This window comes from Streptomyces sp. NPDC006602 (genome assembly GCF_042870385.1).
In the GTDB taxonomy this organism is placed as follows: Bacteria; Actinomycetota; Actinomycetes; order Streptomycetales; family Streptomycetaceae; genus Streptomyces.
Map to the genome: position 1 here is coordinate 66475 of NZ_JBIAHG010000018.1, position 14943 is coordinate 81417.

General features: G+C 69.4%; 17 protein-coding genes. 6 read left to right on the forward strand and 11 right to left on the reverse strand.

Annotated elements, in window-relative coordinates; genetic code table 11:
* Positions 1-95: 95 nt before the first annotated feature.
* Together ACFYO2_RS33390 and ACFYO2_RS33395 are read left to right on the forward strand one after the other, a co-directional pair.
* Positions 96-587, forward strand: coding sequence for an inorganic diphosphatase (locus ACFYO2_RS33390; RefSeq protein ID WP_030599677.1), 492 nt, complete (start codon positions 96-98; stop codon positions 585-587).
* 102 nt (positions 588-689) lie between these two features.
* On the forward strand, positions 690-2396 hold the full coding sequence (locus ACFYO2_RS33395) for a threonine/serine exporter ThrE family protein (protein ID WP_388356505.1): 1707 nt from the start codon (positions 690-692) through the stop codon (positions 2394-2396).
* A 95-nt stretch (positions 2397-2491) separates the two neighbouring features.
* Here ACFYO2_RS33395 and ACFYO2_RS33400 read toward each other — a convergent pair whose 3' ends face one another.
* Positions 2492-3421 carry a DedA family protein gene (locus tag ACFYO2_RS33400; RefSeq protein WP_388356507.1) on the reverse strand — a complete coding sequence of 310 codons (930 nt, stop codon included), beginning with the start codon at positions 3419-3421 and terminating at the stop codon, positions 2492-2494.
* A gap of 133 nt (positions 3422-3554) precedes the next feature.
* On the opposite strand from ACFYO2_RS33400, the gene ACFYO2_RS33405 reads away from it, so the two are divergent.
* The 3 genes from ACFYO2_RS33405 (at position 3555) to ACFYO2_RS33415 (ending at position 6255) form a co-directional block, all read left to right on the forward strand.
* Entirely contained in the window at positions 3555-3920 is a 366-nt protein-coding gene (locus tag ACFYO2_RS33405) for a YbjQ family protein (protein WP_388356510.1), read from the forward strand.
* A gap of 235 nt (positions 3921-4155) precedes the next feature.
* A complete protein-coding gene (locus ACFYO2_RS33410) occupies positions 4156-4812 on the forward strand; it encodes a hypothetical protein (RefSeq protein WP_388356512.1) in 657 nt (218 codons plus the stop codon).
* 30 nt (positions 4813-4842) lie between these two features.
* On the forward strand, positions 4843-6255 hold the full coding sequence (locus tag ACFYO2_RS33415) for a glutamate decarboxylase (protein ID WP_388356514.1): 1413 nt from the start codon (positions 4843-4845) through the stop codon (positions 6253-6255).
* Positions 6256-6331: 76 nt separating this feature from the next.
* Here the strand turns inward: ACFYO2_RS33415 and ACFYO2_RS33420 are convergent, their stop codons facing one another.
* The 5 genes from ACFYO2_RS33420 to ACFYO2_RS33440 all read right to left on the reverse strand — a co-directional run bounded on the left by ACFYO2_RS33420 (position 6332) and on the right by ACFYO2_RS33440 (position 11544).
* Positions 6332-7093 carry an ABC transporter permease gene (locus ACFYO2_RS33420; RefSeq protein WP_388356517.1) on the reverse strand — a complete coding sequence of 254 codons (762 nt, stop codon included), beginning with the start codon at positions 7091-7093 and terminating at the stop codon, positions 6332-6334.
* Positions 7090-8043 (reverse strand): ATP-binding cassette domain-containing protein, encoded by a 954-nt coding sequence (locus tag ACFYO2_RS33425; protein ID WP_388356733.1) that lies wholly within the window; start codon positions 8041-8043, stop codon positions 7090-7092. Before ACFYO2_RS33425 ends, ACFYO2_RS33420 begins: the two co-directional genes overlap by 4 nt.
* A gap of 87 nt (positions 8044-8130) precedes the next feature.
* Entirely contained in the window at positions 8131-8772 is a 642-nt protein-coding gene (locus tag ACFYO2_RS33430; RefSeq protein WP_388356520.1) for a PadR family transcriptional regulator, read from the reverse strand.
* Between the two features lie 363 nt (positions 8773-9135).
* A complete protein-coding gene (locus tag ACFYO2_RS33435; RefSeq protein ID WP_388356522.1) occupies positions 9136-10596 on the reverse strand; it encodes an aldehyde dehydrogenase family protein in 1461 nt (486 codons plus the stop codon).
* Positions 10597-10719: 123 nt separating this feature from the next.
* The gene (locus ACFYO2_RS33440; protein ID WP_388356736.1) at positions 10720-11544 is read right to left on the reverse strand and encodes a helix-turn-helix domain-containing protein; all 825 of its coding nucleotides are present in this window, start codon (positions 11542-11544) and stop codon (positions 10720-10722) included.
* A gap of 364 nt (positions 11545-11908) precedes the next feature.
* On the opposite strand from ACFYO2_RS33440, the gene ACFYO2_RS33445 reads away from it, so the two are divergent.
* Complete coding sequence (locus ACFYO2_RS33445) at positions 11909-12394, forward strand: ATP-binding protein (protein WP_388356524.1); 486 nt, start codon at positions 11909-11911, stop codon at positions 12392-12394.
* A gap of 102 nt (positions 12395-12496) precedes the next feature.
* Here the strand turns inward: ACFYO2_RS33445 and ACFYO2_RS33450 are convergent, their stop codons facing one another.
* The 5 genes from ACFYO2_RS33450 to rpmG form a co-directional block, all read right to left on the reverse strand.
* Complete coding sequence (locus ACFYO2_RS33450; RefSeq protein WP_388356527.1) at positions 12497-12766, reverse strand: DUF397 domain-containing protein; 270 nt, start codon at positions 12764-12766, stop codon at positions 12497-12499.
* Between the two features lie 296 nt (positions 12767-13062).
* Positions 13063-13299, reverse strand: a complete 237-nt coding sequence (gene rpsR / locus ACFYO2_RS33455; RefSeq protein WP_266435819.1) for a 30S ribosomal protein S18 — start codon at positions 13297-13299, stop codon at positions 13063-13065.
* Between the two features lie 7 nt (positions 13300-13306).
* On the reverse strand, positions 13307-14467 hold the full coding sequence (locus ACFYO2_RS33460; RefSeq protein ID WP_388356530.1) for a GTP-binding protein: 1161 nt from the start codon (positions 14465-14467) through the stop codon (positions 13307-13309).
* A gap of 4 nt (positions 14468-14471) precedes the next feature.
* On the reverse strand, positions 14472-14720 hold the full coding sequence (locus tag ACFYO2_RS33465) for a type B 50S ribosomal protein L31 (RefSeq protein WP_388356533.1): 249 nt from the start codon (positions 14718-14720) through the stop codon (positions 14472-14474).
* Between the two features lie 9 nt (positions 14721-14729).
* Positions 14730-14894, reverse strand: a complete 165-nt coding sequence (gene rpmG / locus ACFYO2_RS33470; protein ID WP_388356536.1) for a 50S ribosomal protein L33 — start codon at positions 14892-14894, stop codon at positions 14730-14732.
* Between the last annotated feature and the right edge of the window lie 49 nt (positions 14895-14943).

Consider the following 14943-nt stretch of genomic DNA (forward strand, 5'->3'; position numbering starts at 1 on the left):
GCTCTGGCACGACCAACAGCCCCTTTCGCGATCACACACCTGCGTGAGGGACACTTAACCACCAGAACTATGTGTTGATCATGGAGGAGCCACCGGTGGAGTTCGACGTCACGATCGAGATTCCGAAGGGTTCGCGGAACAAGTACGAGGTGGACCACGAGACCGGTCGGATCCGCCTGGACCGTCGCCTCTTCACCTCGACCAGCTACCCGGCCGACTACGGCTTCGTCGAGAACACCCTCGGCGAGGACGGCGATCCGCTGGACGCGCTGGTCATCCTGGACGAGCCGACCTTCCCCGGCTGCCTCATCCAGTGCCGCGCGATCGGCATGTTCCGCATGACGGACGAGGCCGGTGGCGACGACAAGCTGCTGTGCGTCCCGGCACACGACCCGCGCGTGGAGCACCTGCGGGACATCCACCACGTGTCGGAGTTCGACCGTCTGGAGATCCAGCACTTCTTCGAGGTCTACAAGGACCTGGAGCCCGGCAAGTCGGTCGAGGGCGCCGACTGGGTGGGCCGCACCGAGGCCGAGGCCGAGATCGAGCGGTCGTACAAGCGCTTCAAGGACCAGGGCGGTCACTGAGCCTGCTGTCGCGAAGGGGCCGCGCGCGCACGCGTGCGGCCCCTTCGCGCTGTGTGCGCATACTGATGCCTGTTGCACGTGTCGTACAGGGAGCGCTACGGAGTGAGGGACGCGGAGGACCGCAAGCCGCGGTCGGACGAGGCCAGGAGCAGGTTCGCCACTCCCACCGCCGTCGCCGGGGATTCGGCCGATTCCGCCACGACGTCGGAGTTCGCGGTTCCCGAGGGCCTGGCCGTGCCCGGGGGCGTCGCCACGGAGTCCGAGACCACGTCGGAGTTCACCGTCCCCAAGGGGCTCGGCGTGCCGCAGACGCCCGCGGCGGAGTCCGAGGGGTCGGCGTTCAGCCCGCCGCGCACCTACAGCGCCAGGGACGCCCAGGCGGCGTTCACTCCGCCGACCGGCATCCCCTTGGTCAGCCTCACCAAGAACGCGCCCTGGCAGGACCGGATGCGCACGATGCTGCGGATGCCGGTGGCCGAGCGGCCCGCGCCGGAGCCCTTGCAGAAGGTCGAGGAGGAGGGCCCGGCCGTTCCGCGGGTGCTCGACCTGACGCTGCGTATCGGCGAGCTGCTGCTGGCCGGTGGTGAGGGCGCCGAGGACGTGGAGGCGGCGATGTTCGCGGTCTGCCGCTCCTACGGCCTCGACCGCTGCGAGCCGAACGTCACCTTCACCCTGCTGTCGATCTCGTACCAGCCGTCCCTGGTGGAGGACCCGGTGACGGCGTCCCGGACGGTCCGCCGCCGCGGCACCGACTACACGCGCCTCGCGGCCGTGTTCCGGCTGGTCGACGACCTCAGCGACCCGGACACGGCGATCTCCCTGGAGGAGGCCTACCGGCGGCTCGCCGAGATCCGGCGCAACCGGCACCCGTATCCCGGCTGGGTGCTGACCTCGGCGAGCGGGTTGCTGGCGGGCGCGGCCTCGGTGCTCGTCGGCGGTGACTACGTCGTCTTCATCGCGGCCGCGCTCGGCGCGATGCTCGGCGACCGGCTGGCCTGGCTGTGCGCGGGGCGCGGGCTGCCGGAGTTCTACCAGTTCACCGTCGCCGCGATGCCGCCGGCCGCGATAGGGATCGCGCTGACCCTCGCGCACGTGGACGTGAAGGCCGCCGCGGTGGTCACCGGTGGACTGTTCGCCCTGCTGCCCGGGCGGGCGCTGGTGGCGGGCGTCCAGGACGGTCTGACCGGCTTCTACATCACCGCCTCCGCGCGCCTGCTGGAGGTCATGTACTTCTTCGTCGGCATCGTCGTCGGCGTGCTGATCATGCTCTACGTCGGTGTGCAACTGGGCGCCCACCTCAACCCGGACGCCGCCCTGGGCGACTCCGAGCGGCCGCTGTGGCAGATCGGCGCGTCGATGCTGCTGTCCCTGACCTTCGCGGTGCTGCTCCAGCAGGAACGATCCACCGTGCTCGCGGTGACCATGAACGGCGGTGTCGCCTGGTCGGTGTACGGCGCGATGCACTACGCGGGCGAACTCTCACCGGTCGCCTCCACGGCGGTGGCGGCGGGCCTGGTGGGATTGTTCGGCCAGATGCTGTCCCGGTACCGGTTCGCTTCCGCACTGCCCTACACGACGGCGGCGATCGGGCCTCTCCTGCCGGGTTCCGCGACGTACTTCGGGCTGTTGTCGATCGCGCAGAACCAGGTCGACGAGGGGCTGGTGTCGTTGTCCAAGGCGGCGGCACTGGCGATGGCCATCGCCATCGGGGTCAATCTAGGGTCGGAGATCTCGCGTCTGTTCCTGCGTTTGCCGGGGGCGGGGAGTGCGGCGGGGCGCAGGGCTGCGAAGCGGACGCGGGGGTTCTGACACCGGGCGCCCACGAGCTCGGGGGGGTTCTGTCGGGCGGCGACTGCGGGTGTGATTGTGGTTGCCCGCGCAGTTCCCCGCCCCTTTGCGGCGTTTCAGTAACCCTGGTTGTACGGGTTCTGCTGGTTGTCGTTGCCCTGCTGTGCGCCGTACTGGTCCTGGCTGTAGCCCTGCGGGTACTGCTGGGCGTACGGCTGCTGCTGCGAGGGCCGGCCGTACCCCTGGTCGTACTGCTGACCGTACTGCTGGTCGTAGCCGTACTGCTGCTGGCCCTGCTGGCCCTGCTGGCCCTGCTGGCCCTGCTGGCCCTGCTGCTGGTCGGCCGGGGGGATGACGCGTAGTTGGGTCGTCGCGTCGTCCATGGCCGGGGGCTGGTAGGCGGCGGTCGGGGCCTGGGCGGCGGCGCGCTTCTTCTTGGAGCGTTCTCGGAGGTACTCGATGATGATCGGGACCACGGAGACGAAGACGATCAGGACGAGGATCGCCTCGACGTTCTTCCTGATGAGCTCGATCTGGCCGAGCCAGTAGCCGGCGAGCGTGATGCCGGTGCCCCAGGCCAGGCCGCCGATGATGTTGTACGTGAGGAACGTGCGGTACTTCATGCGGCCGGCGCCCGCCACGATGGGGGCGAAGGTGCGCACGATCGGCACGAAGCGGGCGAGGACGATCGCCTTGGGGCCGTACTTCTCCATGAACTCGTGGGCCTTCTCCAGGTTCTCCTGTTTGAAGAGCTTGGAGTTGGGACGACTGAAGAGCCTCGGGCCGAAGAACTTGCCGATCATGTAACCCACCTGGTCGCCGAGGACGGCGGCCAGCACGATCAGCAGGCACACCAGCCACAGCGGCTGGCTGATGAACTCGCCCTGGGCCACGAAGAGGCCCGCCGTGAACAGCAGCGAGTCGCCGGGCAGGAACGCGAAGAGCCCGGACTCGGCGAAGACGATCAGCAGGATGCCCGGAAGACTGAAGGTCTCGATGAGGTAATCGGGGCTGAGCCACTCGGGGCCGAGCGCGAGCGTGGTCACGGGATTGTGGCTCCTGCTGATGGGGGACGGGCTGGGGGTGGCTGCCCAAAAGTATCAACGCAGCCGTCGTGGCCCAGGTTCCATGCGAGTCCCCAGGATGCACTGTGCTCCGTCTGGGACAAAGCTGTGGACCATGAGTATCGAAGACTACGGCGGTGGTCAGGGTCCCCGGCCCGACGTGCTGGTGGTGACCACGAACGACGTACCCGGCCATCGGGTTCAAGAGGTCCTCGGCGAGGTCTTCGGGTTGACCGTACGGTCCCGGCACCTCGGCAGTCAGATCGGCGCGGGTCTGAAGTCGATGGTCGGCGGTGAGCTCAAGGGGCTCACCAAGACGCTCGTGCAGACCCGGAACCAGGCCATGGAGCGGCTGGTGGAACAGGCACGCGCGCGTGGGGCGAATGCCGTGCTGATGTTCCGCTTCGACGTGACCGAGGCGGCGGACCTGGGCACCGAGGTGTGCGCGTACGGGACTGCGGTGGTCCTGGCCCGGGAGTAGACGCTCCCGGACCAGGTGATCACGAGGTGTGGCGGGTCGCGTTGGCCGTGATCGCGGCCATCAGGGCGGTTTGACTTGCTCCTTGGGCTGAAGCCCGAGTGGCCGATACCGCCAGTCCGGCGGCCGACGGGTCCGGCGGCGGCCGAAGCGGCGGCCGAAGCGGCGGCCGAGGCGGCGGTTCCACGGTCGGCTTCCTCCGGATGTCGCGTCCCTTTTGCCCGCTTATCGTGAGCCCGTGGCCCAGGACACCGTGCAGCAGGCACCCGCCGCGCCGGCGACCCCGGCGCGCACCCTGCTGCCGTTGATCCTCCCCGCTCTCGTGGTGGGGGTGGGCGCGAGCCTGCTGTTACTCGGGGTGAGCGCGGCAGCCGGGGAACTCCAGGACGTGCTGTGGCAGGACCTGCCGGACGCGCTGGGGGTCGGCCGGTACTCCGTGCTGTGGATGCTCGTCGTGCTCACCGCGACGGGCGTCGCGGTCGGGCTGGTGGTGTGGAAGGTGCCCGGACACGCCGGGCCCGACCCGGCCACCACCGGGCTGGCGGGACAGTTCGCCACCATGGCGGTGGTGAAGCTGGCCGCGCTGCTCGTCGCCGCGTCCTGCGGTTTCCGGGGCGGGCGGATTTTCCCGGCCGTGTTCGTCGGCACCGCCTTCGGGCTCGGTGCCCATGCCCTGGTGCCCGCCGTCCATCCGGCGCTCGGTGTCGCCGCGGGCGTCCTCGGGATGCTTCTCGCCATCACCCGGCAGGGCTGGGTGAGTCTGTTCACGGCCGCCGTACTGGTGGCCTCCCCCGCGATCCTCGCCCTGCTCTGCATCGCCTCCCTGCCGGCCTGGCTCCTGGTGACGGGGCGGTCGCAGATGCAGTTGCGCGAGGACGGAACTCCGCTCCGCTGACCCCCGTTGATCCTTTCAGGAGGCACGCCCATGGCATTGCACCAAGGTCCCGAAAAGCCCGACGAGCGTCCCGTGTACGTCAACCCGTTCTACGGCGAGGCGAACCCGGTCGGCGGCATGACCGAGGCCCCGCCCAAGCACCGCCTCCCGGACACTCCCCTGCCGCCCGCGACCGCCTATCAGCTCGTGCACGACGAACTGATGCTGGACGGCAACTCCCGGCTGAACCTCGCCACCTTCGTCACCACCTGGATGGAACCGCAGGCCGGGGTCCTGATGGGCGAGTGCCAGGACAAGAACATGATCGACAAGGACGAGTATCCGCGCACCGCGGAGCTGGAGCGGCGCTGCGTGGCCATGCTCGCCGACCTGTGGAACGCGCCCGATCCGGCGACCGCCGTGGGCTGCTCGACCACCGGGTCGAGTGAGGCGTGCATGCTCGCCGGCATGGCGCTCAAGCGGCGCTGGGCGCATCGCAACGCCGACCGGTACCCGGGCCGGGACGTCCGCCCGAACCTCGTCATGGGCGTCAACGTCCAGGTCTGCTGGGAGAAGTTCTGCACCTTCTGGGAGGTGGAGGCCCGTCAGGTTCCGATGGAGGGCGATCGCTTCCGCCTCGACCCACAGGCCGCGGCCGAACTGTGCGACGAGAACACCATCGGCGTCGTCGGCATCCTCGGCTCCACCTTCGACGGCTCCTACGAACCGATCGCCGACCTGTGCGCCGCCCTCGACGCCCTCCAGGAGCGGACCGGCCTCGACATCCCCGTGCACGTCGACGGGGCGTCCGGCGCCATGGTGGCCCCCTTCCTCGACGAGGACCTGGTGTGGGACTTCCGGCTGCCGAGGGTCGCCTCCATCAACACCTCCGGCCACAAGTACGGACTCGTCTACCCCGGCGTCGGCTGGGCGTTGTGGCGGGACAGGGAGGCCCTGCCCGAGGAGCTCGTCTTCCGCGTCAACTACCTGGGCGGCGACATGCCGACCTTCGCCCTCAACTTCTCCCGGCCGGGCGCCCAGGTGGTCGCGCAGTACTACACGTTCCTGCGGCTGGGTCGCGAGGGCTTCCGCGCCGTGCAGCAGTCCACGCGGGACGTGGCCCTGAGCCTCGCCGAACGCGTGGAGGCACTCGACGACTTCCGCCTGCTGACCCGGGGCGACGAGCTGCCTGTGTTCGCCTTCACGACCGCGCCCGGTGTGGACGCCTACGACGTCTTCGACGTCTCCCGGCGACTGCGCGAGCGGGGCTGGCTGGTGCCCGCGTACACCTTCCCGCCGAACCGCGAGGACCTGTCCGTCCTGCGGGTCGTGTGCCGCAACGGCTTCTCGGCCGACCTCGCCGAGCTGTTCGTGGAGGACCTGAGCCGTCTGCTGCCGGAACTGCGCGGGCAGTCGCGTCCGGCGACCCGGGACAAGGGGGCGGCCACCGGGTTCCATCACTGAGCACGTCAGGAGCCGGCCGCTTGCCGGAGCCGATCGCCGGCCGTGCGGTGCGCCCCCGTCAGTTCCCGTCACCGCCCTACTTGCTCAACTCCCCGAACCTCCGTACCGCCAACGGAAAGAACACCGCCACCAGCACCACCGGCCACACCACCGCCGCCCATACGTGCCCCGGCTCCCCGCCCGGCCCGCCGAACAGATCCCGTACGGCCGTCGCCGTCTGCGACATCGGGTTCCACTCGACGACCGTGCCCAGCCACCGAGGCATCGACTCGGGGGTCGCGATGGCGTTGGAGAGGAAGCCGACCGGCCAGACCAGGATCTGCACGGCCTGCACCAGTTCCGGCTTCCCGGCGACCATCGCCAGGTGGATGCCGATCCACAACATGGCGAAACGGAACAGCAGCAACAGCCCGACGGCTCCGAGGAAACCGGAGAGCCCGCCGTGCGGCCGCCAGCCGATCGCGTACCCGACGCCGATCATCACGGTGAGACTCAGCGCCGACTGCAGCATGTCGGCGACCGAACGGCCCACCAGCACAGCGCCGTTGGCCATCGGCATGGACCGGAAGCGGTCGATCACACCCTTGTTGAGGTCCTGCGTGACGGCGAGCATCGTGCCCTCCAGGCCGAAGGCCATGGTGAGCGCGAGCATGCCGGGGACCAGGTAGTCGACGTAGCCCCCTTCGACCTCTCGCCCCCCGCCGATGAGGTAGCCGAACATCAGCAGCAGCATCACGGGGAAGACCAGTCCGACCACGACCTGCACCGGTTGCCGTGCCCAGTGGGCGAGTTCGCGCCGGGTCATGGTCCAGGAATCGGTCAGTGCGTACGTGCTCATGCGGCCTCCTTCACTCGCGGGTCTCCGGTGAGGTGCAGGAACACCTCGTCCAGCGTCGGACGGCGCAGGGCCACGTCCTCCGCCTCGATGCCCGCCTCCTCCAGCGCCCGTACGACACCGGAGAGGGCCACCATGCGGTCGGTGACCGGGGCGCTGAGCAGCCGGCGGTCGGCGTCGACGGACACCTCCGACGGGGTGAGCGGCAACAGGGCGACGGCGGCGCCCAGTTGGCCCGCGTCCCGCAGGACCACGTCGATACGGTCGCCCCCGGTCATCGCCTTCAGCTCGTCCACTGTGCCGTCCGCGATGACCCGGCCCCGGTCGACGACCGAGATGCGGTCGGCGAGCTGGTCGGCCTCCTCCAGGTACTGGGTGGTCAGCAGGACCGTCGTACCGGCGCCGACCAGGGAGCGGACCGCGGCCCAGACCTCGGCGCGGCCGCGCGGGTCGAGGCCGGTCGTCGGTTCGTCCAGGAAGAGGACCTCCGGGTCGGTGATGAGGGATGCCGCCAGGTCGAGGCGGCGCCGCATGCCGCCGCTGTAGGAGCCGACGGGCCCCCGGCCGGTGTCGGCGAGACCGAAGCGCTCCAGGAGTTCGTCGGCACGCACGCGCGCGTGCCGGGCGCCCAGGTGGTACAGCCGGCCGAACATCTCCAGGTTCTGGCGGCCGGACAGCTCCTCGTCGAGGGCCGCGTGCTGGCCGAGCAGACCGATACGGAAGCGGACCTCCTGGGGCTGGGTCACAAGGTCGTGCCCCGCCACCTCGATCCGGCCCGCGTCGGGCCGCAGCAGGGTGGACAGGATCCGGACCAGGGTCGTCTTGCCCGCGCCGTTCGGCCCGAGCACGCCGTGCACCGTTCCTCGCCCGACCAGCAGGTCGAGTCCGTCCAGTGCCTTCTTGTCGCCGTACTTCTTGTGCGCGCCTTCGACGGTGATCGCCGGGTCGGCCACTGCCACTCCCTCGCTCGCCACGCTCGTTAGTCAAACTTGACTACCGACCATCAAAGTATCGCCGCGGAGCGCATTGGTCAAACTTGATTAGCGCACATCTCCCGGATGCCGCTCCCCCGTCGCGTACGGGTTCTCCTCGCCCTCCGTCAGGATGCCGACGAACGGCTCGCCCTCACCCGCGAAGGTGTAGGCGCCGCCCTCGATGCGGGCGATCAGCCCCTGGGTCCACTCGGCCTCGGCATCCGCCGTGTGGATCCAGAGGTTCATGATCTCGCCGATGTGGCCGAGCTGCTCCGGGCCGTCCTCGGGCACGTAGTGCTCGGTGACGCCGGAGCGCCACTCCTCGATACGCCGGATCCGCTCCTTCAGGAGCGCCACGGCCTCGGCGCGCGGCAGCTCGACCATGAAGCCGATGGCCGCCGACTTGACGTCCATCTTCTGGTCGTACGAGGTCAGCGCCTCGCGCACCAGCCTGAAGCACTCCTCGGTGCCGGCCTCGGTGAGTTCGTACTCGGTGCGCGGCGGGCCGCCGGCGGTGGACGGCGCGATCTCGTGCGCGTGCAGCAGCCCTTGCTTCGCCATCTGTTTCAGGGCGTGGTAGATCGAGCCGGGCTTGGCGTTGGACCACTCGTGCGCGCCCCAGTACTCCAGGTCGTTGCGCACCTGGTAGCCGTGGGCCCGCCCGTGCTGGCGGACCGCGCCCAGCACGAGGAGACGGATCGCTGACATGCGGTCCAGCCTAGGGCGCCGGGCCTCACGCCCAGGACATGCCCTGCCCCTTCGCCACCAGGCCCCAGGCCGTGGCACCGCCCCGAGCTTCGGGGCCGGTCAGGTTTCCCTGCGACCGACGTGCTCGATGTGGAGCGTGCGTGCCTCCGTGTCGAGACGGTAGGGGACGCGCCACGAACCGTGGTGGAGACGGCGATGGTCGACGCCCCAGGCCCGAGACCCCTCGGGCCGCGGGTTCCCGGCGAGCTGGTCAGTCGCATGGAGTCTTGAGGTATCCGGTGGCTTCGGCAATGGGATACGTAGCGGACATGCATCTGCTGTGCACCTGGATGCATGTCCACCGGTCGGGTTCGGGAGCCCCCGTCAGAACGGGAACCCGCTCCGCCCATGCTGCACCGAGATCCACTTCAGCGTGGTGAACGAGTCCGCCGACGTGTCGCCGTTCAGGCGGCCGATGCCGGAGTGCTTCTCACCGCCGAAGGGGACGAGGGGCTCGTCGTGGACGGTGCCGTCGTTCACGTGGAACATGCCGGTGTCGATCTGCTTGGCGAAGTTCACGCCCCGCTCGATGTCACCGGTGTGGACGGCGCCGCTCAGCCCGTACGGGGTGTCGTTGACGATGCGTACGGCCTCCTCCTCGCCGTCGAAGGGGATGAGGAAGGCGACCGGGCCGAAGACCTCCTGCCGGAGCAGGGCGGAGTCGGCGGGGATGTCGGTGAGGACGGACGGCTCGACCAGGTTGTCGGTCGTGGTGCCGCGCACGAGCGCCGTGGCACCCTCGGCGATCGCCTGCTCGACGACGCCGGAAAGGGCGTCCGCCTGGGAGGAGTTGATGACCGGGCCGATGATGGTCTCGGGGTCACGCGGGTCGCCGACCTTGAGGGTCTTGACCTTGGCGACGAACTTCTCCGTGAACTCGTCGGCGATCGAACGGTCCACGAGGACCCGGTTCGCGGCCATGCAGACCTGGCCCTGGTGGACGTACCGGCTGAAGACCGCGGCGTCGACCGCGTAGTCGATGTCGGCGTCGTCGAGGACCACCAGCGCGCTGTTGCCGCCCAGTTCGAGGACGGAGCGCTTGAAGTTCGCGGCGCAGACGGTGGCGACGTGGCGGCCGACCTTGTCGGAGCCGGTGAAGGAGATGACCTTCGGGATCGGGTGCTCGATGAAGGCATCGCCGATCTCCGCGATGTCCGTGATGACGACGTTGAGCAGGCCGCCGGGGAGCCCTGCGTCCTCGAAGATCTTCGCGACCAGGGAGCCGCCGACGATCGGCGTGTTCTGGTGCGGCTTGAGGACCACGGCGTTGCCGAGGGCGAGCGCCGGGGCGACGGACTTGATCGACAGCAGGAACGGGAAGTTGAAGGGGCTGATCACGCCCACGACACCGACCGGCACGCGGTAGAGGCGGTTCTCCTTGCCGTCGACCGGCGACGGGATGATCCGGCCCTCGGGGCGCAGCGCCACGTTGATCGCCTCGCGCAGGAACTCCTTGGCGAGGTGGAGCTCGAAGCCGGCCTTCAGCCGGGTGCCGCCGAGCTCGGCGATGATCACCTCGGCGATCTCCTGCTCGCGCTCCTCGACGATCCTGAGCGCCCTCTCGAAGACCGCGCGACGGGCGTACGGGTTGGTCGCGGCCCACTGCTTCTGGGCGCGGGCGGCCGCCTGGTACGCCTCGTCGACCTCGTCGACCGTGGCTATGGTGATCGACGCCAGCTTCTCGTCGTCGTACGGATTGAAGTCGATGATGTCCCAGGAGCCGGTACCCGGGCGCCACTCACCGTCGATGTACTGCTGAGCCAGGTCGGTGAAGTAGGACGACATGTGATCCCCAAATCACTAGCAGACACACGATCAACGTCACGGTCTGATCACACGTCATCGTACTTGTGTCGCACGCGAGTTGGGCACCGAGAGCAATCTTCTGGGGAGAACCTGGGGAGGACCCTAGGAAAGCTGGAGGAGACCCCGCAGGAGATCCCGGCTCTCGTCCGGTCCCGGGCTGTCCTGCTGGAGTTCCTTCAGCGCCTTCTCGTACTGGGCGACGTCCTCGTGCTTGTCCAGGTACAGCGCGCTGGTGAGCTGCTCCAGGTACACGACGTCGGACAGGTCGGACTCCGGGAAGGAGAGGATCGTGAACGCGCCACTTTCGCCGGAGTGCCCGCCGAAGCTGAACGGCATGATCTGCAGCCGCACGTTGGGGCGTTCGGAGATCTCGATCAGGTGCTGGAACTGGCCGCGCATCACCTCGCGGTCGCCGTAGGGACGGCGCAGGGCGGCCTCGTCCAGGACGATGTGGCATTCGGGGGCGGCGTCCTCCAGGAGGTACTTCTGCCGCTCCAGGCGCAGTGCCACGCGCCGCTCGACATCCTCCGCGCTCGCGCCCTTCATGCCGCGCCGGACGACCGCGCGCGCGTACGCCTCGGTCTGCAACAGGCCGTGCACGAACTGGACTTCGTACGCGCGGATCAGGGACGCCGCGCCCTCCAGGCCGACATAAGTGGGGAACCAGCTCGGCAGGACGTCCGAGTAACTGTGCCACCAGCCCGCGACGTTGGCCTCCTTGGCGAGGGAGAGCAGCGAGTTGCGCTCCGCCTCGTCCGTGATGCCGTACAGCGTCAGCAGGTCCTCCACGTCCCGTGTCTTGAAGCTCACCCGGCCCAACTCCATCCGGCTGATCTTCGACTCGGAGGCGCGGATCGAGTACCCCGCGGCCTCCCGGGTGATCCCGCGTGCCTCACGCAGTCGCCTGAGTTGCGAGCCGAGCAGCATCCGCCGCACCACCGATCCGGGCTCTCCCGCGCTCACGTTCGTCAGCCTCCCCAACCGTCTTCAGGGGCCGAAGTCTGCCACTAAAACACTCCGAGCAGTACTCGTCCGATTACAGAGATGGAAATAAGTTGATCCATACGCACAGTGGGCAGACAGGTTCTGGGAAGGAGTAGCAAGAAGTCGGGGAGAAGATGGCGGAAAAATTGGCCAACAAGCGGTACGGGAGGGTCCAATTCGGTCACGTGCACGTGCATCTGCCCTTGCATCTGCTGTACGCATCCGAAACCATGGTCCCGCGCAACCGCTGCATCGCAACGACCGCGACCTCCCGGGAGTGCCTCGCATGGGGACGAATGGATCGACCATGCTCGAGCCGTTACGGCAGGGCCTTCCGCCGCTGGACCCCGCGGCCGTGTCCAACGCCGCTTCCTGTGCTCTGCCCGCCCGCTACGAAGCGGTGCGCGAGGCACGGCAGTTCACCCGCAGAACGCTGGACGGCTGGGACCTGGGCGACCGTTTCGACGACGTCTGTCTGGTGGTCTCCGAGCTGGTGACCAACGCGCTGCGGCACGCGCTGCCGGCCAACACCCCGCGCATACCGGAGCAGAGCCCACCCGTGCGGCTGCATCTGATGCGGTGGACCGAGCGGTTGGTGTGCGCGGTGCGCGACCCCAGCCCCGACAGTCCCATCGCCCGCGACACCGACGACTTCTCGGCCGAGTCGGGCCGCGGACTGTTCCTTGTCGACTCCTTCAGCGACAGCTGGGGCTGGCACCCGCTGGCGGGGACGCTGGGCGGCAAGGTGGTCTGGGCGCTGTTCCGGCTGCCCGAGCCGCAGTCCGGCGAGTGACGCCCCGCGCCGTTTTCTGACGCCGGGTTTCTACGCGCGTTACGCGGTGCAACCACGACATTACGGCCGGGAGCGACCCTCGGCCGCCCTCGGCGGCCGGGGTCAGCTCGCTATCAGGTGGTCGAACTCGCCGTCCTTGATGCCGAGCAGCATCGCCTCGATCTCGGCGCGGGTGTAGACAAGCGCCGGACCGTCGGGGAAGCGGGAGTTGCGCACGGCCACCTCGCCGCCGGGCAGGCGCGCGAACTCCACGCAGGAGCCCTGCGAGTTGCTGTGCCGGCTCTTTTGCCAGGCCACCCCGTCCAGCTGGGGGGCAGGCATGCCGTTGTACACGTCGGACGCGTCTACAACGTCGTACACGTCGTGGTCCACAGGTCGCTCCCCGGTGGTGCACTGGCTGGTGAGGCCATTGATGCAATGGTCAACTGGGACCGGATCATAGCCCTGTTCATGTGCAGACGCATGGGCAGATGCATCTGCAGATGCACGTGCACGGGGGGTGTTCCTGCGATTACAGCTCTGACGGACGTTTTGGCGATGCCGCGTGCACCAAGGCTTGCCCCAGAAAGAGACGCATCGCGCGGCATTCGTGTTCCATCGGCCGGACGATGGCCGGAACAGACCGTCGCCCGGCCGGTGGTTTCAAGGCGGCACCGGGGGAGCCGCCGTCAGCGGCTGGAGTACGGCAAGAGTGCCATCTCCCGCGCGTTCTTGATCGCGCGGGCCAGCAGTCGCTGCTGCTGGGCGGTGACGCGGGTGACCCGGCGGCTGCGGATCTTGCCGCGGTCGGAGATGAACTTCCGCAACAGGTCGGTGTCCTTGTAGTCGATGTACGTGATTTTCGCCTGGTCCAGTGGATTCGGCCGGTTCTTGACGGGCTTGCGGTCGGTCTTGCGGGGCGGCATGGCGGGGTCAGACCTCCAGGAGGGTGTCGAAGGCGGGCGGCAGCCGCTTCCAGGCGTCGCGCCCGGCGGCGTACTCGGCGTCGGTCAGCAGGCAGGACTCCAGCAGCGACTCCAGTCCGTCGCGGTCGAGGCCGGGGGACGTGAAGACGAGGTGCTGGCAGCAGTCGCCGTGCTCGGGGTGCCAGTCCAGCGCGGCGGCGGCGCGCCGCACCGGCGGGACCAACTCCCAGGCCGCGTCCGGGAGGGACGCGAGCCACGGGCCCGCGCTCTCCACGCACAGCGCCCCGCCGGCCGCGTCCCAGTGCAGCAGCGCGTCCGGCTTGTCGGCGAGCCAGAACCGGCCCCGGCTGCGGGCGGCGGCACAGGTGATGTCCTCCAGCGCCTCGTACAGCCGCTCCGGGTGGAAGGGGCGGTGCCGGCGCCAGACGAGGGTGGACACGCCGTGCGCGTCGGCCTCGGCGGGCAGCAGCGCGCACGCGGGGTGCTGGGCGGCCGCGGCGGCCTCCACGTCGAAGCCGGCGAGGGCGGCGCGGGCGAGCTCCTGCTGGCCGCCCGCCAGGTCGCCGTGGCCGATCGGGACCTGGCGGGCCGTCGGATGCAGCTGGGCCAGCAGCTCCCGGTCCTCGTCGTCGGCCTCCGGGGAGTCGGCGAGGGCGAGGACGGGGGCGTACTCCAGCTGGCGTGCGAAGGTGTCGGCGACCGTCCGCTGATCGGTGGCCGCCGCGGCGAGGCCGCCCTCGGCGAGGTCGTCGCCGTTGGCGAGGTACGGCAGGACGAGCGCCGGGTCGACGGCGGTGATCACGCCGGTGACGGTGAGCCCGCCGGACGCGACCACCTCCGCCATGGCCTTGGGCTCGACGGAGTCCCACAGCTCGACGACCGCGAGGTGGGTCGCGCCGACGTCTTCGAGCCGGCGCAGCTCGGGCACCAGGTCCTCACGGAGCGCGCAGCACGCGCAGTCGTTGACCAAGGGGGCCTCGCCGGCGTCGAGGATGCCGGTGGCGTCGCGGATCGTGCGTACGACGGTGCCGGCCGCGGCGGTCGCCAGGTCGTGGTGGAGTACGACGCTGCCGGGCACGTCGGCGAGCAGCCGCTCGACGGCCGCCTTGCGGGCGTCGGCGTGCAGCCCGCCGACGATCACGACGGAGAGTGCGGAAGGCACGGCCACGGCGCTAGCCCTGCTTTCCGTACCGGCGTTCGAAGCGCTCGACGCGACCGGCGGTGTCCAGGACGCGGGCGGTGCCCGTGTAGAAGGGGTGGCTGACGTTCGAGATCTCGACGTCGACGACCGGGTAGGTGTTGCCGTCCTCCCACTCGACCGTCTTCTCACCGGTCATCGTCGAGCGGGTGAGGAAGGCGTGGTCGGCGGCCCGGTCGCGGAAGACGACGAGGCGGTACTCCGGGTGGATTCCCTTGCGCATGGCGGTGGTTCAGCGCTCCTCTCGGAAGTCGACGTGGCGGCGGACGACCGGGTCGTACTTGCGCACGGTCATGCGGTCGGGGTCGTTGCGGCGGTTCTTGCGGGTCACGTAGGTGAAGCCGGTCCCGGCGGTGGACCGGAGCTTGATGACCGGGCGGAGTTCGTTGCGAGCCATGCTGGTATCTTACTGAAAATGAATTCCATTTACACAACCGCTTCGAGAG

Excerpts from the sequence above, each read along its gene's own strand:
- ACFYO2_RS33405 (WP_388356510.1), top strand. The coding sequence starts at position 3,555 with ATGAGTATCGAAGACTACGGCGGTGGTCAGGGTCCCCGGCCCGACGTG.
- ACFYO2_RS33430 (WP_388356520.1), bottom strand. The coding sequence starts at position 8,772 with ATGTCAGCGATCCGTCTCCTCGTGCTGGGCGCGGTCCGCCAGCACGGG.
- ACFYO2_RS33465 (WP_388356533.1), bottom strand. The coding sequence starts at position 14,720 with ATGCGCAAGGGAATCCACCCGGAGTACCGCCTCGTCGTCTTCCGCGAC.
- ACFYO2_RS33415 (WP_388356514.1), top strand. The coding sequence starts at position 4,843 with ATGGCATTGCACCAAGGTCCCGAAAAGCCCGACGAGCGTCCCGTGTAC.
- ACFYO2_RS33435 (WP_388356522.1), bottom strand. The coding sequence starts at position 10,596 with ATGTCGTCCTACTTCACCGACCTGGCTCAGCAGTACATCGACGGTGAG.
- ACFYO2_RS33420 (WP_388356517.1), bottom strand. The coding sequence starts at position 7,093 with ATGAGCACGTACGCACTGACCGATTCCTGGACCATGACCCGGCGCGAA.
- rpsR (WP_266435819.1), bottom strand. The coding sequence starts at position 13,299 with ATGCCGCCCCGCAAGACCGACCGCAAGCCCGTCAAGAACCGGCCGAAT.
- ACFYO2_RS33440 (WP_388356736.1), bottom strand. The coding sequence starts at position 11,544 with ATGCTGCTCGGCTCGCAACTCAGGCGACTGCGTGAGGCACGCGGGATC.
- ACFYO2_RS33445 (WP_388356524.1), top strand. The coding sequence starts at position 11,909 with ATGCTCGAGCCGTTACGGCAGGGCCTTCCGCCGCTGGACCCCGCGGCC.
- rpmG (WP_388356536.1), bottom strand. The coding sequence starts at position 14,894 with ATGGCTCGCAACGAACTCCGCCCGGTCATCAAGCTCCGGTCCACCGCC.